This window comes from Pseudoxanthomonas sp. P4_B2 (assembly GCF_056402315.1).
The window spans coordinates 154,653-178,042 of sequence record NZ_JBFUHQ010000003.1 but is presented as its reverse complement, the minus strand read 5'-3'; the positions used below and the strand labels follow the sequence as shown (position 1 = coordinate 178,042).

The following is a 23,390-nucleotide window of genomic DNA, read 5'->3' as shown; positions in this document are numbered from 1 at the left end:
GGTTCCCCCTGCTATCAGCCCAGCGCTTTCGTCGAAGGCACGTATTCGTAGCCAAGATCGTCGGCTACGGCTTTGTAGGTGATCTTGCCGTCGTGCACGTTCAAGCCGTTGAGCAGGTGCTCGTCGTCCAACATCGCCTGGCGCGCGCCCTTGTTGGCCAGCTGCACGGCGAAGGGCAGGGTGGCGTTGGTCAGTGCGAACGTCGAAGTGCGCGCCACGCCGCCGGGCATGTTGGCGACGCAGTAATGGACGATGCCGTCCACTTCGTAGGTCGGGTTCTGATGCGTCGTCGCCTTGCTGGTCTCGAAACAACCGCCCTGGTCGATGGCCACGTCCACCAGCACCGAGCCGGGGCGCATCAGCTTCAACTGCGCGCGCGAAATCAGCTTAGGAGCGGCGGCGCCGGGAATCAGTACGGCACCAATCACCAGATCGGTGTCGGGCAGACGTTCTTCGATCGCATCATGCGTGGAATAGATCGTGGTCAGCCTGTCGCCGTAGACCTCGTCGAGATATTTCAGGCGGTCCAGCGAGCGGTCCAGGATGGTTACTTGGGCATTAAGGCCCATGGCCATGCGCGCCGCATTGATGCCCACCACGCCGCCGCCGATCACCAGTACCTCGGCCGGCTTCACGCCCGGTACGCCGCCGAGCAACACGCCGGAACCGCCCTGCGCCTTCTCCAGCGCGTGCGCGCCGGCCTGGATCGACATGCGTCCGGCCACTTCGCTCATTGGCGCCAGCAGCGGCAGGCCACCCTTGCGGTCGGTGACGGTTTCGTAGGCGATGCAGGTGGCGCCCGATTTCACCAGTGCCTTGGTCTGTTCCGGATCGGGCGCAAGATGCAGGTAGGTGTAGAGCACCTGGCCGGGGCGCAGCATCGCGCACTCCACCGGCTGCGGTTCCTTGACCTTGATGATCATGTCGGCGCGTTTGAAGATTTCCTCGGCGCTTTCCACGATTTCCGCACCCGCGCGCACGTACATCTCATCGGTCAAGCCGATGGATTTGCCGCCATCGCGCTGGATCAGGACGCTGTGGCCGTTGGCGATGAGTTCGCGGGCGCCGGCCGGCGTGAGGCCGATGCGGTATTCGTGGTTTTTGATTTCCTTGGGGACGCCGATCAGCATGATTTTGCCCTCCCGGGGCTGGTGCTTGAATGCTCTGGATTGTCTGTTCGAGTTGGGGGCGCTTATCGCCAAACGACGTCGATGCCTTCCGAACCCGCAATAGCCGACTCAAGCGCCGAGGTCACTTGTTCGGAAGCGCCAGCGTTCTTAAGCAGATCGACCGTATTGAGATCGATGAAATAATCCCTGTCGGTGGAGCTTTCCTCTTCCATCACATTGACCATGTGCGAAAGATCCGCATCGCTGATCTCGGTAAGGAGCTGATTGCTGTCTTTCAGATAGAGCGTAGGCATGTGTTTACCTGATGGTTGACGGTGATGACGGAGCGAGCCAGATAGCCAATGACTGGTTACCCATTGTAACGGGCTTGTATCAGGCTGTTTCCCTAATCGAGTCGGCCAACCGGTTGACGATATCGTCGATATGCGACTTCTCCAGGATCAACGGCGGCGAAAGAGCGATTACGTCCCCAGTAACCCTCGTCAGCAGACTGCCCTTGTGGAAGGCATGGGTGAAGGCGTCGTAGGCACGCGTGCCGGGCGCGCCCGGACGCGGTGCCAATTCGATAGCGCCTATTAGCCCGTAGTTGCGGATATCGATGACATTGGGCAGCCCCTTGAGGGAATGGATGCCTTCTTGCCAGTAGTCGCCCAGTTCGATGGCTTTGTCGAACAGGTTTTCCTCCGCATAGGTGTCCAGCGTCGCGATGGCCGCTGCGCAGGCGAGGGGGTGTCCGGAATAGGTGTAGCCATGGAAAAGATCGATGGCGTTGTCCGGCCCCTGGGTGAACGCGTCGTGCACGTCGTCGGACACCATCACCACGCCCATCGGCACGCAGCCGTTGGTGATGCCCTTGGCGGCGGTGATCATGTCGGGCTGTACGTTGAAGCGCTGCGCGGCGAAGGCGTTGCCGACGCGGCCGAAGCCGGTGATTACTTCGTCGAAAATCAGCAGGATGCCGTGTTTGGTGCAGAGCTCGCGGATGCGTTTCAGGTAGCCATCCGGCGGAATCACCACGCCGGCAGAACCGGAGATCGGTTCGATGATCACCGCGGCGATGGTGGAGGCATCGTGCAGCGCGACCATGCGCTCCAGATCTTCGGCCAGTTCGATTCCGTATTCGGGCAATCCTTTGGAGAAGGCGTTGCGGCCGATATCCAGGGTGTGGCGCATATGGTCCACACCCGGCAGGCCCAAGCCGAACCACTTGCGATTGTTGGGCAGGCCGCCAACGGAAATGCCGCCGAAGCCGACGCCGTGATAACCCTTTTCGCGTCCGATCAATCGCGTGCGCTGGCCTTCGCCGCGCGCGCGGTGATAAGCAATGGCCATCTTCAACGCGCTGTCCACCGACTCGGACCCGGAGTTGGTATAGAACACATGATTGAGATTGCCCGGCGCCAGTTCGGCCAGGCGCTCGGCCAGCACGAACGGCAGCGGCGAGCTCATGGAGAAATTGGGCGCGAAATCCAGGGTCTCGATCTGGGTCTTCACCGCCTCCACGATGCGTGGCCGCGAATGTCCCGCGTTGCAGCACCACAGGCCGGCGGTGGCATCGAGGATTTCGCGCCCGTCCACGGTCTTGTAGTACATGCCTGAGGCGCTGGCGAGCAGACGCGGCGAGGCCTTGAACTGCTTGTTGGCGGTGAACGGCATCCAGAATGCGTCCATGGATGCGGGCGCGGCGGTCGCCTGGGTGGCGTAATGGTCGGCCAGGGCGGCGTGATCGGGAGTGGAATCGGCGCTCATTCGGCTGGCTCCGTGGGTCGCGGAAGGGGAGGCCGTCAGCTTAGCGCGTTGAAAAAACTTTACAACAGTGGGGTTATGTGACGAAAAATTGACCGTATCCCCATGCCGTGTAAAGTATCCGGCAACACCGTTACAACGCGGGTTCACAGACAAGGGCAGGGATGGACATCGGCGCGCGCCTGCAGCTGGTTCGCAAATCCAAGGATCTCAGCCAGCGCGAGCTGGCCAAGCGGGTGGGCGTGACCAACAGCACCATTTCGCTGATCGAACAGAACAAGGTCAGTCCTTCGGTCAGTTCGTTGAAGAAGGTGCTGGATGGCATCCCCATCTCGCTGGCCGATTTCTTTACCCTGGATCTGGAAGTCGGCCTGCCCGATAGCCCGTTCTACACGGCCGACGAATTGCCGGACGTCGGCAGCAACGGCATCCACTATTTCTTGGTCGGCCAGCACCGCCCGCAACGTCAGATGTGCATTTTGCGCGAGGTGATGCCGCCGGGCACCGACACCGGCGATAGCATGCTGTTGCACGAAGGCGAGGAGGGCGGCGTAGTGGTGGCAGGTGAAGTCGAAGTGACCGTCGGCGATCAGGTGCGGGTCCTGCGCGCGGGCGAGGCTTATTATTTCGAGAGCAAGATTCCGCATCGCTTCCGCAACATCGGCGAGGTGGATGCGGTGATTTTCAGTGCCAATACGCCGGCTACGTTTTGATTTTGATTTCCTTCTCCCGCCGGGAGAAGGTGGCGCGCAGCGACGGATGAGGGCGGGAGAATTCCAACTCACGAAAAACCATCCGTCAAACTAAAAGTCCATGCCCTCATCCGCCCTACGGGCACCTTCTCCCGGTGGGAGAAGGGAACAACTCAGGAGCAACCCATGAACGCCCCCCGCACCCGTGACAGCTGGCAAACCCTTGCCGATGGCTTGCAAATCCGCACCCAGGCCTTCATCGATGGCAAATACGTCGATTCCGCCAGCGGCAAGAGTTTCGATTGCATCAGCCCCATCGATGGGCGTTCGCTGGGCCGCGTGGCCGAATGCGGGGCAGAGGACATCGAACGTGCCGTCATCGCATCGCGCCGCAGTTTCGATTCCGGCGCATGGTCCGAAGCCAAGCCCACCTATCGAAAAAAAGTGTTGCTCAAGTTCGCACAGCTGATTGAACAGTACGGCGACGAACTCGCCTTGCTGGAATCGCTGGATATGGGCAAACCGGTCAGCGATGCGCGTGCGGTCGACGTGGCGGCGACGATCCGCTGCATGGCATGGACCGGCGAGGCGCTGGACAAAGTCTATGGCGAAGTCGCGGCGACCGGCCCGGACGAACTCGGACTGGTGACGCGCGAACCGTTGGGTGTGGTCGGCGCCATCGTGCCCTGGAATTTTCCGCTGCTGATGGCCGCCTGGAAACTGGCACCGGCTTTGGCGATGGGCAATTCGGTGGTGCTGAAGCCTTCCGAGAAATCGCCGCTCAGCGCGATCCGCCTGGCAGGAATCGCGATGGAAGCCGGCATTCCCGCCGGCGTCTTCAACGTGGTTCCCGGCTTCGGCAAGGAAGCGGGCGAACCGCTGGCTCTGCACATGGACGTGGATGGGCTGGTATTCACCGGCTCGACTGCGGTCGGCAAGCAGTTGCTGCAATGCGCGGGGCGCTCCAACCTCAAACGCGCCTATATGGAATGCGGCGGCAAGAGCCCTAACCTGATCTTCGCCGATGCTCACGATCTGGATAAGGCGGCCGAAGCGGCGGCCAGCGGGATCTTCTACAACCAGGGCGAAGTGTGCACCGCGGCGTCGCGCCTGCTGGTGGAGCGGTCGATCAAAGACGAGTTCGTGGCCCGTGTGGTCGAGGCCGGACGCAAGATGCAGCCGCGCCATCCTTTCGAGCCAGGCGCGCCGATGGGGGCGATGGTCGACGAGACGCAGACCTCCCGGGTACTGGGCTATATCGAAAAAGGCGTGGCCGAAGGCGCCAAACTGGTGCTGGGCGGCAAGCGTGCCGACACGGTGCCCGGCGGCAGCTACATCGAACCGACCGTGTTCGACGAGGTGGCGCACGAACACACCATTTCGCGCGAGGAAATTTTCGGGCCGGTGCTGTCGGTGATCGCCTTCGACACCGAAGAGCAGGCGTTGCGCATGGCCAACGACACCGACTACGGCCTGGCAGCAGGCGTGTGGACGAAGGACATCAGCCGGGCCCACCGCGTGGCGCGTAAACTGCGCGCCGGCAGCGTGTGGGTGAATTATTGGGACGGCGGCGACATGACCGCACCGTTCGGCGGTTACAAGCAATCCGGCAATGGCCGCGACAAGTCGCTGCACGCCTTCGACAAGTACACCGAGATGAAGGCGACCTGGATCAATCTGGGCGGCTGATCCGCGCGGCGCCGCCGGAAGCGAAGGAAGAAAGATGCTTCTACATATCCTTTTCCTGATCGGCATCGCGGTGGAGGCGATGAGCGCGGCATTGGTGGCGGGCCGGCGGCAGATGGATTGGCTGGGCGTGTGCGTGATCGCCGTGGTCACCGCACTCGGCGGTGGCACGCTGCGCGACGTGCTGCTGGGGCGCCACCCGCTGAGTTGGATCGAGCATCCCAGCTATCTGGTGATAGTGCTGGTTTCCGCACTGGTAACGATCCTGGTGGCGCCGATGATGAAGCGCCTGCGCACCAGTTTCCTGGTGCTGGACGGGCTCGGTCTGGTCGTATTCACCGTGGTCGGCTGCGATATCGCCAAGGGGTTGCATCTGCACTGGCTGATCATCCTGGTTAGCGGAATGATCACCGGAACCTTCGGCGGTGTGTTGCGGGATGTGCTTTGCACGCAGGTGCCGCTATTGTTCCGCAAGGAGCTGTACGCCAGCGTCTCGCTACTGGCCGGCGCGATCTATATGACCGCACCGCATGTGGGCATCGATCACGACGTGGGCTTGGTGGCCGCAATGGTGACAGGCTTCGCCGTGCGCATGCTAGCCATCCGCTATCACTGGGAAATGCCGAAGTTCGTCTACAAGGATGACTGGGATTGAAGTGATTTCGGCGGCATGGGGCCGTTCCACGACATCCTACGACCTGTCGGATTCCTTGAACTCGACGCTGGCACGCTCGGCATCGGGCAACTGGCGATCCAGCGACTGGCGGTAATGGATGCAGCCGCGCATGAATTGCGGCCACTCCGGGACCGTGGGCAAGGGATCGGTCTTCTCCGGCAACAGACTCCACAGGTCCGGATGGTGCCAGCAAAGCTCGTGCAGGGTGGAGTCGCGATGCTTGCGGATGGCGGCGCGCAATTTGCGCGCTTCTGCAACCAGCTCCGCCTGGGTCAGTCGGTCGAGATCTTCGTCCACGGCATGCCTCCTGCTGTGAGGGCTACGCTGGCCGCAAGGGAATCTGCCAGAATCGGGCCAGCCAAGCCAGATCTTAGACGATGACGACAGCAGTCCCGACCGTTGCCAACTCCCCCCGCCGAGTGCTGTTCGCCAGTCTGATCGGCACCACCATCGAATTCTTCGATTTCTATATCTACGCCACCGCCGCGGTGATCGTGTTCCCGCAGCTGTTCTTCCCCGAAAGCGATCCGGCCACCGCCACCCTTAAATCCCTGATCACCTTCGCCCTGGCGTTCTTCGCGCGGCCGGTGGGGTCGGCGCTATTCGGTCATTTCGGCGACCGGGTAGGACGCAAGGCCACCTTGGTCGCAGCGCTGCTGACAATGGGCCTTTCCACCATCGCCATCGGTCTGTTGCCGACCTACGCCAGCATCGGCGTGGCGGCGCCGATCCTGCTGGCGATCTGCCGCTTCGGCCAGGGGCTGGGTTTGGGCGGCGAGTGGGGCGGTGCGGTGCTGCTGGCGACGGAGAACGCGCCACCAGGAAAACGTGCGTGGTACGGAATGTTCCCGCAACTCGGGGCGCCGCTCGGTTTCCTGTGTTCGACCGGCATCTTTCTGTTGCTTACCGAAGCGATGGACGACACGCAGTTCCTGGCCTGGGGCTGGCGTATTCCGTTCCTGTCCAGCGCCGCGCTGGTTTTCGTAGGCCTGTGGGTGCGTTTGCGCATCGCCGAGACGCCCGATTTCCAGAAGACGCTGGATAAGGGCGAACGCGTACGCCTGCCGATGCTGACCGTGCTTCGCGAACACCCGGGAGCCTTGCTCGCCGGGACGTTTGCGCTGGTGTCCACCTTCGTTCTGTTCTACCTGATGACCGTGTTCAACCTGTCCTGGGGAACCACACAGCTCGGCTACACGCGCGAACAATTCCTGCTGATGTTGATGATCGCAGTGCTGTTCTTCGGAGCCGGCATTCCGGTGTCGGCGCTGCTGGCGGACCGGTATGGCCGGCGCTTGGCGATGGTGCTGGCCACGCTTTCGATCATCGTATTCGGGCTGTTCTACGGACCGCTTTTCAGTGTCGGCAGCGGCGCAGGCGTGTTGCTGTTCCTGATCATCGGCATGACGGTGACCGGCTTGACCTACGGGCCGTGCGGTACCTTGCTTGCCGACATGTTCCCCACCGCCGTGCGCTACACCGGAGCCTCATTGGCCTTCAACCTGGCTGGCATTCTGGGCGCATCGCTGACTCCTTCCATCGCCACCTATCTGGCGACGAAGCATGGCGTCTCGCATGTAGGTTATTACCTCGCCGCAGCGGCCACGCTCACTTTGATCGCACTTTTACTGGCTCCACGCACCAAAGCACACTCTTTGTAGGTCCGAGCTTGCTCGGATGCTTCTGACTCTGTGCCGCAAGCGTCCGAGCAAGCTCGGATCTACAACATCTGGAACTACCAGAGCGCGTCGCGCAGTTTGTACCAGGCCATCGCTGCGACCAGCATCGGCGTGCGCAAGGCGCGGCCGCCGGGGAAGGGCAGGTGCGGGATATTGGCGAACAGGTCCAGCCTCTCCGATTGCCCGCGTATCGCTTCCGACATGAGCTTGCCGGCCAGCCCGGTCGCGACTACGCCATGCCCGGAAAATCCCTGGGCGAAGTAGACGTTGGGGGTCAGCCGGCCGAAATGCGGCGCGCGGTTGAGCGAGATGTCGATGTAGCCGCCCCACACGTACTCGATTTGCACGTCCGCAAGCTGCGGGAACACGCGGCGCATGCGCCGGGTCATGGTGCCGCGCAGGTCGGGCGGCGGCAGGGTGGAATAACTGGCGCGTCCGCCGAACAGCAGACGGTGATCCCGGCTGCGGCGAAAATAATCCAGCGCCCAGTTGGTGTCGGCCACCGCCATGTCATTGCGGATCAACGTGCGGGCGCGGTCTTCGCCCAACGGAACGGTCGCGCCGATGTAGGTGCCGACGGGCATGATCTTCGATTCCAGTTCCGGTGCGATGCCCTGCAGCAGCGCATTGCCGGCGACGATGGCGAAGTCGCATCGCACTTCGCCTTGCGCGGTCTTGAACACGGGCTTCGTCCCGCGCACGAGTTGCGTCACCCGAGAATGCTCGAAGATGCGCACACCTGCCGATATCGCGGCACGCGCCAGCCCCAGTGCATATTCCAGGGGATGCAGGTGACCGCTGTTGGGGTCGTACAGTGCGCCCAGATAACGATCGCTGGCGAGTTCTCCACGCAGCTTTTCGCGGTCCCACCATTCGACCGGATAGGCATAACGGGTATTGAAGTCTTCGACCGCTGCCATCACTTCGCGCTCCTGCCTCGGCTTGATCGGCACGGTGGCATGCCCATCGCGCCAGTCGCAGGCGATGCCGTGCCTGCGGATGCGCTCGCGCAACCATTGCAAGCCTTCGCGGGAAAGGTCGAACATCTTCCGCGCGTCGTCGAAGCCGACCAGCGATTCCAGCTTCGCCTCGCCACAGCTGAAGCCTGCGATGGCCTGCCCGCCATTGCGCCCGGAGGCGCCCCAGCCGATGCGCTCGGCTTCCAGCACGACGACTTTGTAACCGGCTTCGGCTAGCTCAAGCGCTGCTGAAAGGCCCGTGTAGCCGGCGCCGAGGATGCAAATGTCGGCTTCGAGGCGGCCTTGCAGTGTCGGTTGTTCCAGCAACGGGGTAGTGCTGGCGGCGTACCAGGAAGGTGGATACGAAGAATTCAATGCCGACATTATCGAAACCCCGGCGTCGTCATTCCAGCGAAAGCTGGAATCCATTTTGACTTTGCTTTACCGGCCATGGTGCGAACATCGAGATCAAGATGGGTTCCAGCTTTCGCTGGAATGACGGCAACAAAGGCGGCGGCCAGACATATCACACAGCCCGCAAATACCAGTCGTACTCCAACGTAGTCACCTGCGTATAAAACGTCTGCATCTCCTTCAGCTTCTGCTGGCCGTAAATATGCCGGAACGCCTCGCCGAACTGCTCGCGGATGAAGTCGCTACCCATAAAATCTTCAATGGCCTGTCGCCAGTAAGGCGTACGAACCTCGGTTTGTTCGTAGGCATTGCCGACCACTGGCGAGCCAGGGTCGAAACCGTTCTCCAGTCCATGCAGCATGCCGGCCAGTACCGCGGCGGTGACCAGATAGACGTTGGCGTCCGCTCCGGCGATGCGGTGCTCGATGCGGGTATTGGCCTCGTTGCTGTGCGGGATGCGCATGGCGACGGTGCGGTTGTTGTAGCCCCAGGCGTCGTTGAGCGGCACGAAGGCGTTGAGTACGAAGCGGCGGTAACTGTTGGCGTGCGGTGCGAACAGCAGCAGGCTGTCCTTGGCGCTGCGCTGCAGGCCGCCGATCGCATGCTTCAGCGTGTCGGCCGGCGCATCCGGCGTCGAGGCGAAGATATTGGAGCCGTTCTCGTCCAGCACGCTGACGTGGATGTGCAGCCCGTTGCCGGCTTGTTCCGCGAACGGCTTGGCCATGAAGCTCGCCTGCACGCCCTGTTGCTGAGCCACGGCCTTGATAGCGCGCTTGAGCATGACCGCATCGTCGCAGGCCAGCAACGCGTCGTCGCGATGCTTGAGGTTGATTTCGAACTGACCCGGCGCGTATTCGGCTACCGCGGTGTCCGCAGGAATGCCTTGCGCCTTGCACGCCGCCGATACCGCATCGGTGAAACCACGGTAATCGTTGAGGTCTTCCATGTAATAGACCTGGGTGCTGCTGCTGCGCCGGCCGGTGACCGGATTGATCGGCGTACGCGGCCTACCGTCTGCGTCCAGATGCGGGTCGAACAGGTAGAACTCCAGTTCCACCGCCACCACCGGCTTCAAACCGCGCGCGGTATAGCGCCCCAGCACGCGCTTGAGCACTTCGCGTGGGTTGGCGTCGAAGGCGCCGCCCTTGGCGTCCTCCATCGACAGCAACAGTTGCGCCATCGGCCGTGGCGACCATGGCACCGGCCGCAGCGATCCCGGTACAGGACGGCAGATGCGGTCTTCGTCGCCGATGTCGTAGCCCAGGCCCGTTTCCTCCACCGTGTTACCGGTGATGTCGGTGGCGATCAGCGACATCGGCAGGCACACGCCCTCCAGGTAGACCTTCTCCAACGCATCGCGGGTGATGCGCTTGCCGCGCAGCAGGCCGTTCATGTCGGGCAGCAGCAGGTCCACCAGCTCGCAATCGGGCAGTCGCGCAAGCGCGTCGGCATCTGCCAGCGGGAGGGGGGAGTCTTGGAAAGCGGAAGGGTCTGGAATGCGGGTCATGATGGCGTCACGGGCGGTTCGCGGCAGCTTACCAGAGAGGCTGTACTGTCAAGAATACTCAACGCCGGTGAGCTAGCAGATCGGCTAAGAAGCCCGGAAGTGGTGCCGCGCCGCACCATTACCGGGATAAAGCCGCGATTCCGGCGGCTCGTGTTGTAAAAATAAAACAGGCGGGTTAAGTTGCGGCAAGCTTTTTCCGAGCCTCCCCCATGGCCAGCCTGCCGCTGGTCGGCCTTCCCACCGACCGTAAAGAAATCGGTCCACATCCCTTCCTCGCGGTCGGCGAGAAGTATGTGCGCGCGGTGGTGGACGGTGCCGGGGCGCTGCCGATCCTGCTTCCCGCTTTGCAGCCTGCGCTGCCGTTGGAGCGGTTGTTGGAACAGGTCGACGGCATCTTGCTGACCGGCTCGGTTAGCAACATCGAGCCGCACCACTACGGCGACGAACCCAGTTACGAAGGCAATCTCCACGACCCTGCGCGCGATGCCAGCAGTCTGCCGATGGTGACGTTGGCGATGGAAATGGGAATCCCGTTGCTCGCGGTGTGTCGCGGCTTCCAGGAAGTTAATGTCGCTCTCGGTGGCAGCCTGTACCAGAAAGTGCAGGAGCAGCCCGGCTTCCTGGATCATCGTGAGAACCTCGGCGATCCGCTCGAACAGCAATACGCCCCCGCGCATGTCGTCACCTTCAATCCGGGAGGGATGTTGGCCGGTATAGCTGGCGCGCCGTCGGCCCGAGTCAACTCGCTGCACGGGCAAGGCGTCGCCCGCCTGGGCAAGGGCCTCAAGGTGGAAGCGGTGGCGCCGGACGGCCTGGTCGAAGCGTTCCGTCACGAAGGAGCCAGTTTTCTGCTCGGCGTGCAATGGCATCCCGAGTGGCGCGTCACCGAAAATCAGTTCTATCTCGGCATATTCAAAGCCTTTGGCGACGCCTGCCGCACGCGCGCCGCACAACGAAAACATTGAAGTGAACCCATGACCCAGCTCCAGGCCCAGAAGAAATCGTCACCCGAGAAACCCGAGAGCTCGCTACGGCGGTGGCTGAAGGAGCGCAGCATCACCGAAGTCGAATGCCTGGTGCCCGACATCACCGGCATCGCGCGCGGCAAGATCATTCCCGCCGACAAGTTCTCCCACGACTACGGCACGCGCTTGCCGGAAGGCATCTTCGCCACCACCGTCACCGGCGATTATCCGGACGACTATTACGACCTGACCTCTCCCTCGGATTCGGACATGTACCTGCGTCCCGATCCGGACACGATCCGCATGGTGCCCTGGGCCACCGATCCGACCGCGCAAGTGATCCACGACTGCTATACCAAGGACGGCCAGCCGCACGACCTGGCCCCGCGCAACGTGCTGCGGCGTGTACTGACGGCCTACGAAGACGCCGGCCTGCGCCCGGTGGTCGCGCCCGAACTGGAATTCTTCCTGGTGCAGAAGAATACCGATCCGGATTTCCCTCTGTTGCCGCCGGCCGGCCGTTCCGGTCGGCCGGAAACCGCACGCCAGTCGTATTCGATCGATGCGGTCAACGAATTCGACCCCATCCTCGACCTGATGTACGACTATTGCGATGCGATGGAACTGGACGTCGACACGCTGATCCACGAATCCGGCGCAGCGCAGCTGGAAGTCAATTTCACCCACTCAGACGCCTTGTCGCGCGCCGACCAGGTGTTCTTCTTCAAGCGCACCATGCGCGAGGCGGCGATGCGTCATGGCATCTACGCCACCTTTCTGGCCAAGCCGATGGAGAACGAACCCGGCAGCGCCATGCACATCCACCAGAGCATGCTGGACAAGAAGGGCAATAACGTCTTCACCGGCAAGAGCGAAGGCAAGCTGAGTAAGACCTTCGACCAGTACCTGGGCGGGCTGCAGAAGTACGTGCCCATGGCGATGGCGTTCTTCGCGCCCAACGTGAATTCGTACCGCCGCCTCGCGCTGGGGCAGGTGGCGCCGATCAACGTGCAGTGGGGCTACGACAACCGCACCTGCGGTCTGCGCGTGCCCATGGATACGCCGGAGAACACGCGGGTGGAAAGCCGTTTCGCCGGTTCCGACGCCAATCCCTACCTGGCCATGGCGGCCACGCTGGCTTGCGGACTGCTGGGTATGCGCGAAGGATTGAAGGCGACCGCGCCGCTGGCCGGAAGCGCCCAGGATGTGGGCTTCGAACTTCCGCGCTCGCTGGGCGAATCGTTGGACGAGCTCGAGCAGTGCAAACCGTTGCAGGAATTGCTGGGGCCGCGTTTCGTGCGCGCCTATGTCTCGGTGAAGCGCAAGGAATACGAAACCTTTTTCCGCGTGATCAGTTCGTGGGAGCGGGAGTTTTTGTTGTTGAATGTGTGACTGCTTTTCCTTCTCCCTCCGGGGGAAGGTGCCCCGAAGGGGCGGATGAGGGCATGGATTTCCAGATCAACGGACAACTTTCCGTGGGTTTGAATTCTCCCTCCCTCATCCGGCGCTTCGCGCCACCTTCTCCCGATGGGAGAAGGGACGAATCAACCGGAGTTTCCATGGACCACCTAGACACCCGCGCACTGCAGCAACTCGACGCAGCGCACCACCTGCATCCGTTCAACGACAACGCCGCGCTGGCCAAGAAGGGCACGCGCATCCTCACCAAAGGCGAGGGCGCCTACGTGTGGGACGCCGAAGGCCACAAGCTGTTGGATGCCTTCGCCGGTTTGTGGTGCGTCAACATCGGCTATGGCCGCAAGGAGCTAGGCGATGCCGCTTCCAGGCAGATGACGCAGCTGGCTTACTACAACAGCTTCTTCCAGTGCACCACCGAGCCCACCATCCTGCTCGCGGCCAAGCTCGCCGAGCTGACACCGGGCGATCTCAACCATGCGTTCTTCACCAATTCCGGTTCTGAGGCCAACGACACCATCCTGCGTCTGGTCCGGCATTTCTGGGCGGTGCAGGACAAGCCGCAGAAGAACATCTTCATCGGCCGCCACAACGGCTACCACGGCACTACCATGGCCGGTGCCAGCCTCGGCGGCATGGCCGGCATGCACAAACAGGGCGGCTTGCCGATCCCCGACATCCACCATATCGATCCGCCGTTCTGGTTCGCCGATGGCGGCGACCTGGATCCCGACGAATACGGGCTGGTCGCGGCGCGCAGGCTGGAAGCCAAGATCCTCGAACTGGGTCCCGACCGCGTAGCCGCCTTCATCGGCGAGCCCATCATGGGCGCGATCGGCGTCTACATTCCGCCGATGACCTACTGGCCGGAGATCGAACGCATCTGCCGCAAGTACGACGTGCTGCTGGTCGCCGATGAAGTGATCTGCGGATTTGGCCGCACCGGCGAATGGTTCGGTTCGGAATACTTCGGTTTTATGCCCGACGTGATGACCCTGGCCAAGGGCATCACCTCCGGCTACATCCCGCTGGGCGCGGCCATGTTCAACGATCGCGTCGCCGGGGTGCTGGCCGATCAGGGTGGAGAGCTGGCGCACGGCTGCACCTATTCGGGGCATCCGGTATGCACTGCGGTGGCGCTGGAGAACATCCGCATCCTGCAAGAAGAAAAAATCATCGAAACCTGCAAGGTCGATACCGCGCCTTACCTGGCCAAACGCTGGGCCGAGCTCGGCGAACACCGCTTGGTCGGCGAAGCACGCATCGCGGGCATGGTCGGCGCCCTCGAACTGGTGCCGGACAAGGGCCGGCGTGCATTCTTCGACGATCGCGGTACAGTGGGGCAGCTGTGCCGCGATAAGGCATTGGCCAACGGTCTGATCTTGCGCGCCACCTACGATGCCATGCTGCTGTCGCCCCCGCTGATCATCAGTCGTGGCCAGGTCGACGAGCTGTTCGAGAAGGCCTGGAAAGCATTGAACGAGACCGCCGTAGAGCTGGGTTTATAACTAGGTTTACAACAGGAAGGGAACAACGGGCGCCCCGCGTGCCGCGGGGTGCGGGTGCCAACAACAAGCCCTTTCGGGCCATCTGGAGAGTGCAATGAAACTGCGAATACTGGGTGCAATGATCGCCGCTTGTGTGCTTGCCGCGTGCGGTGGCAAGGGCGGGGACAAAGCGGCCGCGGCCGCGGCCGGCGAGAAAAGCGTCAACGTCTACAACTGGTCCGACTACATCGCCGAGGACACCAACGCCAACTTCGAGAAGAAGACCGGCATCAAGGTCACCTACGATGTGTTCGACAGCAATGAAGTGCTGGAGACCAAGCTGCTGGCCGGCTCAAGCGGTTACGACGTGGTGGTGCCGACGATGAATTTCCTCGGACGCCAGATCCAGGCCGGCGTGTTCCTGCCGCTGGACAAATCCAAGATCCCCAACTACGCCAATCTCGATCCGGTGATGATGAAGAAGTTGGAGTCGCAGGACCCCGGCAACAAATATGCGATTCCGTACATGTGGGGAACCACCGGCATCGGCTACAACGTGGACAAGGTCAAGGCAGCCTTCGGCAATACCGACCTGACCAACAGCCTGGATATCGTGTTCAAGCCTGAGAACATCTCCAAGCTCAAGGACTGCGGCGTGACCGTTCTGGATACGCCATCGGAGCTGATCCCGATCACGCTCAACTACCTTGGGGAAGACCCCAACAGCACCGATCCGGCAGTGATCAACAAGGCGGCGGTGTTGCTGAAGAGCATTCGGCCCTACATCAGCAATTTCCATTCCTCGCAGTACATCGACGCCTTGGCCAACGGCGATATCTGCCTGGTGGTGGGCTGGTCGGGCGACATCATCCAGGCGCGCGACCGCGCGGCCGAAGCCGGCAACGGCGTCAACATCGCCTATGCCATCCCCAAGGAAGGCGCGCCGCAATGGTTCGACATGCTGGCCATCCCCAAGGACGCCAAGCACGTGGATGAGGCTTATGCCTACATCAACAACCTGCTGGACCCGCAGGTGATGGCCAACAACTCCAACTTCATCAGCTATCCCAATGCGGTTCCCAAGGCGAAGGAATTGATGGAGAAGAGCATCACTTCGGATCCGACGGTGTATCCGCCGCCGGAGGTCGAGGCGAAACTGTTCACCTTCGCGATCATTCCGCCGGAAGTCGACAAGCTCTATACGCGGATCTGGACGGAACTGAAGACCGGCAAGTAGAAGCACGAACGGGGCAGGCGATCGCGTCTGCCCCGATTCGTTTCCGGACACGAATTGCGAGCATCGGAAAGAACGCCGCCATGCACATAGCGATCCTCACATTCGAAGGATTCAACGAACTCGACTCCTTGATCGCATTGGGCATACTCAATCGCATCAAGACACCCGGCTGGCGAGTGACGCTGTCGTGTCCGGCGGCATCGGTCACTTCGATGAACGGGGTAACCGTGCATGCGCAGTCGAGCTTGGAAGAGGCCTGCGCGGCAGACGCTGTCATTGTCGGGAGCGGCATGCAAACCCGCGAAATAGTCCGCAGTCCCGAGCTTATGGCCAGGCTCAAGCTGGATCCCGCGCGCCAGCTGATCGGCGCCCAATGCTCGGGCACGCTGATTCTGGCCAAGCTGGGTCTGCTCGGCGGCGTTCCCGCCTGCACGGATCTCACTACCAAACCTTGGGTGCAGGAGGCGGGCATCGAGGTTATCAACCAGCCGTTCTACGCTCAGGGAAATGTGGCGACCGCGGGTGGCTGCCTCGCTTCGCAATACCTTGCGGCCTGGATCATCGCCCGCTTCGAGGGAGAGGAGGCGGCTCGCAACGCGCTTCATTACGTCGCCCCGGTCGGCGAGAAAGAAGAGTATGTCGCTCGCGCCATGAGAAACATCGCCCCGGCCGGCAGTTCACCCAGGTCCGAGCAGATTCGAAGATCGGCCTGATTTTTGGCGTCATGACATTCTGGGGACAACGATGGCAACGGAACAGTTGAACGGAACCAAGAACACCGCCGGCAATGCCAGGCCCGTGGAGGACTATCTGCGGATCGTCGATGTACGCAAGGAGTTCGATGGTTTCGTAGCGGTTGAGGATACCGACCTGAGCATCCGCAAGGGCGAGATCTTCGCGCTGTTGGGCGGCTCGGGTTGCGGAAAATCCACCTTGCTGCGCTGCCTGGGCGGCTTCGAAAAACCCACTTCGGGCAAGATCTATCTGGACGGCCAGATCATGAACGATCTGCCGCCGTACGAACGTCCTATCAACATGATGTTCCAGTCCTATGCGTTGTTCCCGCATATGACCGTGGAGCAGAACATCGCCTTCGGCCTGAAGCAGGATGGATTGTCGAAGGACGCGATAAAAAAACGCGTCGACGAAATGCTGGCGCTGGTGCAACTGGGCAAGCTAGCCAAGCGCAAGCCGCATCAGTTGTCAGGCGGGCAACAACAGCGCGTGGCGCTGGCGCGTTCGCTGGCCAAGGGGCCAAAATTGCTGTTGCTGGACGAGCCGATGGGCGCGCTGGACAAAAAGTTGCGTTCGCAAATGCAGCTGGAATTGGTCAACATCATCGAGACCTCGGGCGTCACCTGCGTGATGGTGACCCATGACCAGGAAGAGGCCATGACCATGGCCACCCGCATCGCGTTAATGGATTCGGGCCGCATCCGCCAGGTCGGCACTCCCGATGAAATATACGAATCCCCGACCAGCCGCTTCGCTGCCGAGTTCATCGGTTCAGTGAACATGTTCCAGGGCAAGGTCGACGAAGACATGGCCGATTACGTGACCATCCTGTCGCCCTCGCTGGATACGCCCATCTACGTGGGTCACGGCATCTCCGGTTTCGAGGGGCAGGAAGTCTCGTTCGGCGTGCGTCCGGAAAAGGTCCACATCAGCAAGGAAGAGCCCGATCAGCGCTATAACAAGGCGCGCGGCAAGATCGAGGACATCGCCTATTTCGGCAGCCACTCCGTCTTCCACGTGCGCCTGCCCAGCGCCTACAAATTCATGGCCAACTTCGCCAACCAGCAGCGCTGGGCCAGCGAGGGCATGACTTGGGGCGACGAAGTGTGGGTGTCGTGGGGCGACAACGAAGGCGTGGTGCTGACCTCATGAACGCCCTCCTGAAGCGGATATTCCCGCACCCGCGCTGGGCGGTTATCTCGGTTCCGTATCTGTGGCTATTGGTATTTTTCGCCATTCCATTCCTGATCGTGCTGAAGATATCGTTTTCGCGGCTCGCCATTGCGATGCCGCCGTACACGCCGGTCTTGGAGTACGTGGACAACGCGCTCTCGCTGAAATTGAACCTAAGCAACTACATCGGCCTGTTCACCGATTCGCAGTACGTGCAGGCCTATCTGAGCTCCATCAAGATCGCCGCCATCTCCACCATCCTGGCGTTGCTGATCGGCTACCCGATGGCCTACGTCATCGCGCGGCTTCCGTCGTCGGCGCGCAACATCGCCATGATGCTGGTGATCCTGCCGTCGTGGACCTCATTCCTGATCCGTGTCTATGCCTGGATCGGCATCCTCAAGCCGAATGGACTGCTCAACAATCTGCTGATGAAGCTGCATCTCATCAGCGAACCGCTGCAGATCGCCAATACGCCCACGGCCGCCTACATCGGCATCGTGTATTGCTACCTGCCGTTCATGGTGCTGCCGCTGTACACCAACCTGGTCAAGCACGACCACCGGTTGCTGGAGGCCGCCTACGATCTTGGCGCCAAGCCGTGGAAGGCCTTCTTCAAGATCACGCTGCCGTTGTCCAAGGCCGGCATCATCGCCGGCTGCATGCTGGTGATGATTCCGGCGATCGGCGAGTTCGTGATTCCGGAATTGCTGGGTGGGCCGGATACCTTGATGATCGGGCGCGTGCTCTGGAACGAGTTCTTCAATAACCGCGACTGGCCCACCGCCTCGGCCGTGGCGATCGTGATGCTGGGGCTGTTGCTGATACCGATCCTGATCTTCAACCGCGTGCAGCAGAGCGAGATCGAAGGGAGGCTGACATGAGCAACTTCGCCAAGCGCTGGCCGACCTGGTTGATCCTGGCGTTGGGATTCGGCTTCCTGTACGTGCCGATCCTGGTGCTGATGTTCTATTCGTTCAACGAAAACAAACTGGCGACGGTGTGGTCTGGCTTCTCGCTCAAGTGGTACGGCAAGCTGCTGCAGAACGACCAGATGCTGGGCGCGGCCTGGATCAGCATCAAGATCGCGTTCTTCACCGCCACCGCCGCGGTGATCCTGGGTACCTTGGCCGCACTGGTGATGACGCGCATGCGGCGCTTTCCCGGCAAGACCCTGTTCGGCGCACTGATTACCGCTCCCTTGGTGATGCCGGAAGTGATCCTGGGCCTGTCCATCCTGATGATGTTCATGTCGCTGGGCAGTCTGATCGGTCTTGCGCCTCGCGGCATCCTGTCGATCTGGATCGCGCACGTGACTTTCACCCTGGCCTTCGTCACCGTGGTGCTGTCTTCGCGCATGGCCGAACTGGACAAGTCGCTGGAGGAGGCGGCGATGGATCTGGGTGCGAACCGGGTCAAGGTGTTCTTTCTGATCACGCTGCCGATCATCGCACCGGCCATCGTTTCGGGCTGGCTGTTGGCGTTCACCCTGTCGCTGGACGATGTAGTGGTCGCGAGCTTCGTGTCCGGACCCAGTTCCACCACCTTGCCTATGGTGGTGTTCTCTTCGGCGCGTCGCGGGCTAAATCCGCAGGTCAATGCCCTGGCCACGATCATGATCGTGGTGGTATCCGTTGCCGCATTCGTCGCCTGGTGGTTGATGAACCGCGAAGAGAAGCGGCGGCAGCGCGACATGCAGCTGGCCTTGCAGGACAACGGCTGAGGCTCTTGCTTTTGCCCCCTTTGGAAAAGGGGGCTACGGGGGATTTGCTTTTGCTGTTGCTGGTAAGGGCTTCCGCGAAGATCAAGAGCAAATCCCCCTCAATACCCCTTTTGCAAAGGGGGAGGCCGCTACGGTCAGCTAACTCTCTGACTGGCAGAATTCATCCACGATAATCACCACGAAGATTCCCCATGACAGTCGAAACCGTCAACCCCGCGACCGGCAAGGTCGAATACACGCTCGAACTGATGGACAGCGCCGCTGTGGAATCCATCCTGGCGGCGGCCGAATCCGCATTTCCGCAATGGTCCGCGCGCTCGTTGGCCGAGCGCGGCACTTTGCTGCGCAAGGTCGGTGCGCAGCTGCGTAGCCGTCGTGACGATATCCAGAAGATCATGACCGCCGAGATGGGTAAGCTGCGCAAGGAAGCTCTGGCCGAAGTCGACAAGTGCGCCGACGCCTGCGATTACTACGCCGAACATGCGGCGGATTATCTGCGGGACCAACCCATCGCCACCGAAGCCAGCAACAGCTATGTGCGTTTCGAACCTATCGGTTGCGTGCTGGCGGTCATGCCGTGGAATTTTCCGATTTGGCAGGTATTCCGTTTTCTCGCGCCCGCGCTGATGGCCGGCAATGTGGCTGTGCTCAAACACGCCAGCAACGTGCCGCGCTGCGCGGACATCATCGCCGAAGCGCTGCGCGATGCCGGTATTCCAGCAGGTGTGTTCGCGGCCCTGCACATCGATAACGATCAGGCCGCCGAAGTGCTGCGCGATAAGCGCGTCGCTGCGGTGACCCTGACCGGCAGCGAGCGGGCAGGGCGCTCGATCGCCGCCAATGCCGGCGACCAGCTGAAGAAGTGCGTAATGGAACTTGGCGGCAGCGATGCCTTCGTGGTGCTGGAAGACGCCGACCTGGACAAAACGGTGGCCAGCGCGGTGGCTTCGCGCTTCGGCAACGTGGGTCAGACCTGCATCGCGGCCAAGCGCTTCATCGTGGTTGAGGGCATTGCGGACGCTTTCGTGCAGCGCTTCGTCGACGCGGCCTCCAAATTGAAGCTCGGCGATCCCAACGACGAAGCCACGACGTTGGGACCGATGGCCCGGCGGGACCTGCGCGATGAGCTGCACAAGCAGGTCCAGGCCAGCATCGCCAAAGGCGCCAAGCCGCTGCTAGGTTGCGAGCCGGACGACTCGCATGCAGGATATCCGGCGTCGATCCTGGATGCGGTGGTGCCGGGCATGGCCGCTTACGAAGAGGAATTGTTCGGTCCGGTGGCCAGCATTCTCCGGGTGAAGGATGAAGCCGAAGCGATAAAAGTCGCCAACGACACCACCTTCGGCCTCGGCGGCAGCGTCTGGACCGGCGACCGCGAGCGCGGCAATCAGGTCGCCCGCCAGCTCCAGTGCGGCGCGGCATTCGTCAACGCGGTGGTGAAAAGCGATGTGCGCCTGCCGTTCGGCGGCACCAAGCGCTCCGGTTTCGGCCGTGAACTGGCTGAGCATGGCATCCACGAGTTCATGAACATCAAGTCGGTCTACGTGGCTTGAGCCCGCTCCTGTAGAGCCGGCTCCTGTAGAGCCGAGCTTGCTCGGCTGCTTTTGACTTCCCGGAAGAGCAGCCGAGCAAGCTCGGCTCTACAAAGATGTTTGAGCCGCTGCAGGAACATGGATGGAACGGAAGGTTGCGTCGGTTGCCGTTCCGATAGCGCGTTGCCGGTGCCATCTTTCAGCCATTGAAAAGGAGGCTCCATGAACACTGTCGCCACTTCCCCGATCCCCGCCCGCGTCACCCGCAAGATACGCGGCCGCGCTACGTCCGACGGCGCCGGCGTCAAACTGACCCGCGTCATCGGCGGTCCGGATCTGCCGGAGCTGGATCCGTTCTTGCTTCTCGATGAGTTCGGCACCGACCGCGCCGAGGACTATTTGGCTGGGTTCCCCAGTCACCCGCATCGCGGTTTCGAGACCGTCACCTACATGTTGGACGGGCGCATGCGCCATAAGGACAACCATGGCAACGAAGGCCTGCTGACCCCAGGCAGCGTGCAGTGGATGACCGCTGGCCGCGGCCTGGTGCATTCGGAAATGCCGGAACAGGAATCCGGACGCATGCGCGGCTTCCAGCTGTGGGTGAACCTGCCTGCGCGCGACAAGATGACCGATCCGAAGTATCAGGAATACGCGCCGGACCGCATTCCGGTGGCCGCTCCGGCGGTGGGCGTCAGCGTCAAGGTCATCGCTGGCCGGGTAGGCGAGGTGATCGGCCCGATCGTGCAGCCGGCCACCGATCCGGTGTATCTGGATATCGCGCTCGACGCGGGCATCGCGTGGGAATACACGCTGCCCGAAGGCCATAACGCATTCGCCTACGTGTTCGAAGGCGCGGCGACGGTGGGCGAGGGTGAAGAAGCGCGCGCGCTCGAGACTCACGAGATGGCAGTGCTCGGCGGCGGCGATCTATTGCAACTCCGCGCCGGCGGCAAGGGCGCGCGCCTGATCCTGGTCGCGGGCCGCCCTCTGCGCGAACCGGTGATGCGCCATGGCCCGTTCGTCATGAACACCAAACAGGAACTGATGCAGGCCTTCGTCGATTTTCAGGAAGGTAGATTTTGAATTGCAGGCGCGGTGTAGCCGCGTCTTGCGTTCAATTCCCGGAAACCAAGTAGGCGGCGCTCGTGCTCACGTCCAACTTCTCGGCCAAGGTTTGCAGTTCGGCTAGAGCTTCCGGCGACTTGGCGTCGATCCAGATTTGCGCGTACTGATCTTTGCCCAGCTCCACCACCGCGATCCGCTTGGAGGCCACCACCGATTCGGCCTGTCCAGCGAGTTCCGGGACGTACCAGTGCAATGGTTGACCAGAGAACACACCTTGCTCCGCGCGTCTAGACTTACTCAGACGCAGGTCCGGGTCGCGTGAGGTCAGCAGCAGGTTCATCGACTTGCTGCTGTCTTCAGTCCGCGCTTTGCAGGCGAGGAAACCGGTGCTCACTCGTTCTTCCCATTGCAAACCGGAGCTGGCTGGAAGCGAGGGGCACCGAACGGAGGCCTGCTGGGCCATGACCGTGCCGGGCACAGCAAGAAGTATTGAAAGAAGAAGCGTTGGAAGTAGGCAGATGGTTTTCATGGATTAGTCCCCTGGAATAGCCATCGCGAAATGCTGATGGCCGGTTGCAGAACCCATGGGTGCCGATTCGACTGCGACCTTCCGAAGCCTGTAGAACTCCCAGGGTTCCCGTCCATCAGCCTCCCCAGCTGTTGGACCGATCGACCTTAGCCCAGCTTTTGGCACGATGGCGTTGCCTACGTCACAAAAAAAGCCGGGCAAGCCCGGCTTTCATTCTTCGGGGTGCCGTCGGTTAGCCGTTGCCGACAATATCCGCCTCGTTGCGTCCCAGCCAGCCGTACAACATGCCGCCGATCAATGCGCCCAGAATCGGCGCCAACCAGAACAGCCACAGTTGGCTGAGCGCACCGTTGCCGACGAATACGGCGACGGCGGTCGAGCGTGCGGGGTTCACCGAAGTGTTGGTGACCGGAATGCTGATCAGGTGGATCAGGGTCAGCGCCAGGCCGATCGCGATGGGCGCGAAGCCGGTGGGCGCATTCTTATGGGTCGAGCCCATGATCACGATAAGGAAGAACGCCGTCAGCACCACTTCGCACAGGAAGGCGGCCGCTACCGTGTAGCCACCCGGAGACAGCGCGTCGTAACCGTTGGTGGCGAAGGCGCCAGCAGCAGTGGGATCGATCGAGAAACCGCCGCCGCCCTTGGCGATCTGCAGCAAGATGAACCCGGCCGCGATGCCGCCTAATACTTGCGCAACGATGTAGGGAAGCAGTTCCCTGGCCGGGAAGCGCCCGCCTGCCCACAGTCCCAGGCTTACCGCCGGGTTGAAGTGGCCGCCCGAGATATGGCCGAACGCATACGCGCCGGTCAGTACGGTCAGGCCGAAAGCCAATGAAACGCCAACGAATCCGATCCCCAGCGGATTGCCGTCGCCACCGAAGTTGGCGGCGAGCACCGCGCTGCCACAGCCGCCGAGAACCAGCCAGAACGTACCGAGGAACTCGGCCGTGAGTTTCTTGCCCAGATTCATGTTGCCCCCAAAGTGTCGATCCGCCGGCTGGCGGCTCGGGCAAAGTAGCGGAAGCAGGTGCGG

22 protein-coding genes are annotated in these 23,390 nt (G+C 61.8%); 14 read left to right on the top strand and 8 right to left on the bottom strand.

The genetic code is table 11. The annotated features are described in order from the left end of the window. Positions 1 to 14: 14 nt before the first annotated feature. From ald to aptA, 3 genes are all read right to left on the bottom strand, one after another. Positions 15 to 1,130 carry an alanine dehydrogenase gene (gene ald / locus AC1DTQ_RS09555; protein WP_477849322.1) on the bottom strand — a complete coding sequence of 372 codons (1,116 nt, stop codon included), beginning with the start codon at positions 1,128 to 1,130 and terminating at the stop codon, positions 15 to 17. A 62-nt stretch (positions 1,131 to 1,192) separates the two neighbouring features. Next, positions 1,193 to 1,423, bottom strand: coding sequence for a hypothetical protein (locus AC1DTQ_RS09550; protein ID WP_477849320.1), 231 nt, complete (start codon positions 1,421 to 1,423; stop codon positions 1,193 to 1,195). 79 nt (positions 1,424 to 1,502) lie between these two features. After that, positions 1,503 to 2,879 (bottom strand): omega-aminotransferase AptA, encoded by a 1,377-nt coding sequence (gene aptA, locus AC1DTQ_RS09545; protein WP_477849319.1) that lies wholly within the window; start codon positions 2,877 to 2,879, stop codon positions 1,503 to 1,505. A 161-nt stretch (positions 2,880 to 3,040) separates the two neighbouring features. Here aptA and AC1DTQ_RS09540 point away from each other — a divergent pair, with 161 nt between their 5' ends. The 3 genes from AC1DTQ_RS09540 (at position 3,041) to AC1DTQ_RS09530 (ending at position 5,909) form a co-directional block, all read left to right on the top strand. Then, positions 3,041 to 3,589: a cupin domain-containing protein gene (locus AC1DTQ_RS09540; RefSeq protein ID WP_477849318.1), complete on the top strand. Its 549-nt coding sequence runs from the start codon at positions 3,041 to 3,043 to the stop codon at positions 3,587 to 3,589. Between the two features lie 165 nt (positions 3,590 to 3,754). Next, a complete protein-coding gene (locus AC1DTQ_RS09535) occupies positions 3,755 to 5,257 on the top strand; it encodes an aldehyde dehydrogenase (RefSeq protein WP_477849317.1) in 1,503 nt (500 codons plus the stop codon). A 34-nt stretch (positions 5,258 to 5,291) separates the two neighbouring features. After that, positions 5,292 to 5,909, top strand: coding sequence for a trimeric intracellular cation channel family protein (locus AC1DTQ_RS09530; RefSeq protein WP_477849316.1), 618 nt, complete (start codon positions 5,292 to 5,294; stop codon positions 5,907 to 5,909). A 36-nt stretch (positions 5,910 to 5,945) separates the two neighbouring features. Here AC1DTQ_RS09530 and AC1DTQ_RS09525 read toward each other — a convergent pair whose 3' ends face one another. Then, complete coding sequence (locus AC1DTQ_RS09525) at positions 5,946 to 6,227, bottom strand: hypothetical protein (protein WP_477849315.1); 282 nt, start codon at positions 6,225 to 6,227, stop codon at positions 5,946 to 5,948. An 80-nt stretch (positions 6,228 to 6,307) separates the two neighbouring features. On the opposite strand from AC1DTQ_RS09525, the gene AC1DTQ_RS09520 reads away from it, so the two are divergent. Beyond that, a complete protein-coding gene (locus AC1DTQ_RS09520; protein WP_477849313.1) occupies positions 6,308 to 7,591 on the top strand; it encodes an MFS transporter in 1,284 nt (427 codons plus the stop codon). Positions 7,592 to 7,665: 74 nt separating this feature from the next. On the opposite strand, the gene AC1DTQ_RS09515 is transcribed toward AC1DTQ_RS09520, so the two are convergent. Both AC1DTQ_RS09515 and AC1DTQ_RS09510 read right to left on the bottom strand, forming a co-directional pair. Next, entirely contained in the window at positions 7,666 to 8,952 is a 1,287-nt protein-coding gene (locus AC1DTQ_RS09515) for an NAD(P)/FAD-dependent oxidoreductase (protein ID WP_477849312.1), read from the bottom strand. A 142-nt stretch (positions 8,953 to 9,094) separates the two neighbouring features. Further along, a complete protein-coding gene (locus tag AC1DTQ_RS09510; protein WP_477849311.1) occupies positions 9,095 to 10,489 on the bottom strand; it encodes a glutamine synthetase family protein in 1,395 nt (464 codons plus the stop codon). Positions 10,490 to 10,698: 209 nt separating this feature from the next. Between AC1DTQ_RS09510 and AC1DTQ_RS09505 the strand changes: the two genes are divergently transcribed. The 10 genes from AC1DTQ_RS09505 to AC1DTQ_RS09460 all read left to right on the top strand — a co-directional run bounded on the left by AC1DTQ_RS09505 (position 10,699) and on the right by AC1DTQ_RS09460 (position 21,843). Further along, complete coding sequence (locus tag AC1DTQ_RS09505; RefSeq protein ID WP_477849310.1) at positions 10,699 to 11,454, top strand: gamma-glutamyl-gamma-aminobutyrate hydrolase family protein; 756 nt, start codon at positions 10,699 to 10,701, stop codon at positions 11,452 to 11,454. A 9-nt stretch (positions 11,455 to 11,463) separates the two neighbouring features. After that, complete coding sequence (locus AC1DTQ_RS09500) at positions 11,464 to 12,846, top strand: glutamine synthetase family protein (protein ID WP_477849309.1); 1,383 nt, start codon at positions 11,464 to 11,466, stop codon at positions 12,844 to 12,846. Between the two features lie 167 nt (positions 12,847 to 13,013). Further along, positions 13,014 to 14,378 (top strand): aspartate aminotransferase family protein, encoded by a 1,365-nt coding sequence (locus AC1DTQ_RS09495; protein ID WP_477849308.1) that lies wholly within the window; start codon positions 13,014 to 13,016, stop codon positions 14,376 to 14,378. 94 nt (positions 14,379 to 14,472) lie between these two features. Further along, positions 14,473 to 15,594, top strand: a complete 1,122-nt coding sequence (locus AC1DTQ_RS09490) for a polyamine ABC transporter substrate-binding protein (RefSeq protein ID WP_477849307.1) — start codon at positions 14,473 to 14,475, stop codon at positions 15,592 to 15,594. 80 nt (positions 15,595 to 15,674) lie between these two features. Beyond that, positions 15,675 to 16,307, top strand: a complete 633-nt coding sequence (locus tag AC1DTQ_RS09485) for a DJ-1/PfpI family protein (RefSeq protein ID WP_477849306.1) — start codon at positions 15,675 to 15,677, stop codon at positions 16,305 to 16,307. Between the two features lie 31 nt (positions 16,308 to 16,338). Continuing rightward, positions 16,339 to 17,481, top strand: coding sequence for an ABC transporter ATP-binding protein (locus tag AC1DTQ_RS09480; protein ID WP_477849305.1), 1,143 nt, complete (start codon positions 16,339 to 16,341; stop codon positions 17,479 to 17,481). Further along, on the top strand, positions 17,478 to 18,386 hold the full coding sequence (locus AC1DTQ_RS09475) for an ABC transporter permease subunit (protein WP_477849304.1): 909 nt from the start codon (positions 17,478 to 17,480) through the stop codon (positions 18,384 to 18,386). The genes AC1DTQ_RS09480 and AC1DTQ_RS09475 overlap by 4 nt, the downstream gene beginning before the upstream one ends. Next, entirely contained in the window at positions 18,383 to 19,225 is an 843-nt protein-coding gene (locus AC1DTQ_RS09470; RefSeq protein ID WP_477849303.1) for an ABC transporter permease subunit, read from the top strand. The genes AC1DTQ_RS09475 and AC1DTQ_RS09470 overlap by 4 nt, the downstream gene beginning before the upstream one ends. A 191-nt stretch (positions 19,226 to 19,416) precedes the next feature. Further along, positions 19,417 to 20,778, top strand: coding sequence for an NAD-dependent succinate-semialdehyde dehydrogenase (locus tag AC1DTQ_RS09465; RefSeq protein ID WP_477849302.1), 1,362 nt, complete (start codon positions 19,417 to 19,419; stop codon positions 20,776 to 20,778). A gap of 201 nt (positions 20,779 to 20,979) precedes the next feature. Next, entirely contained in the window at positions 20,980 to 21,843 is an 864-nt protein-coding gene (locus AC1DTQ_RS09460; RefSeq protein WP_477849301.1) for a pirin family protein, read from the top strand. A gap of 31 nt (positions 21,844 to 21,874) precedes the next feature. Here the strand turns inward: AC1DTQ_RS09460 and AC1DTQ_RS09455 are convergent, their stop codons facing one another. Next, positions 21,875 to 22,354, bottom strand: coding sequence for a hypothetical protein (locus AC1DTQ_RS09455; RefSeq protein ID WP_477849300.1), 480 nt, complete (start codon positions 22,352 to 22,354; stop codon positions 21,875 to 21,877). Between the two features lie 232 nt (positions 22,355 to 22,586). Further along, positions 22,587 to 23,327, bottom strand: coding sequence for an aquaporin Z (gene aqpZ, locus AC1DTQ_RS09450; RefSeq protein ID WP_477849299.1), 741 nt, complete (start codon positions 23,325 to 23,327; stop codon positions 22,587 to 22,589). Positions 23,328 to 23,390 lie beyond the last annotated feature (63 nt).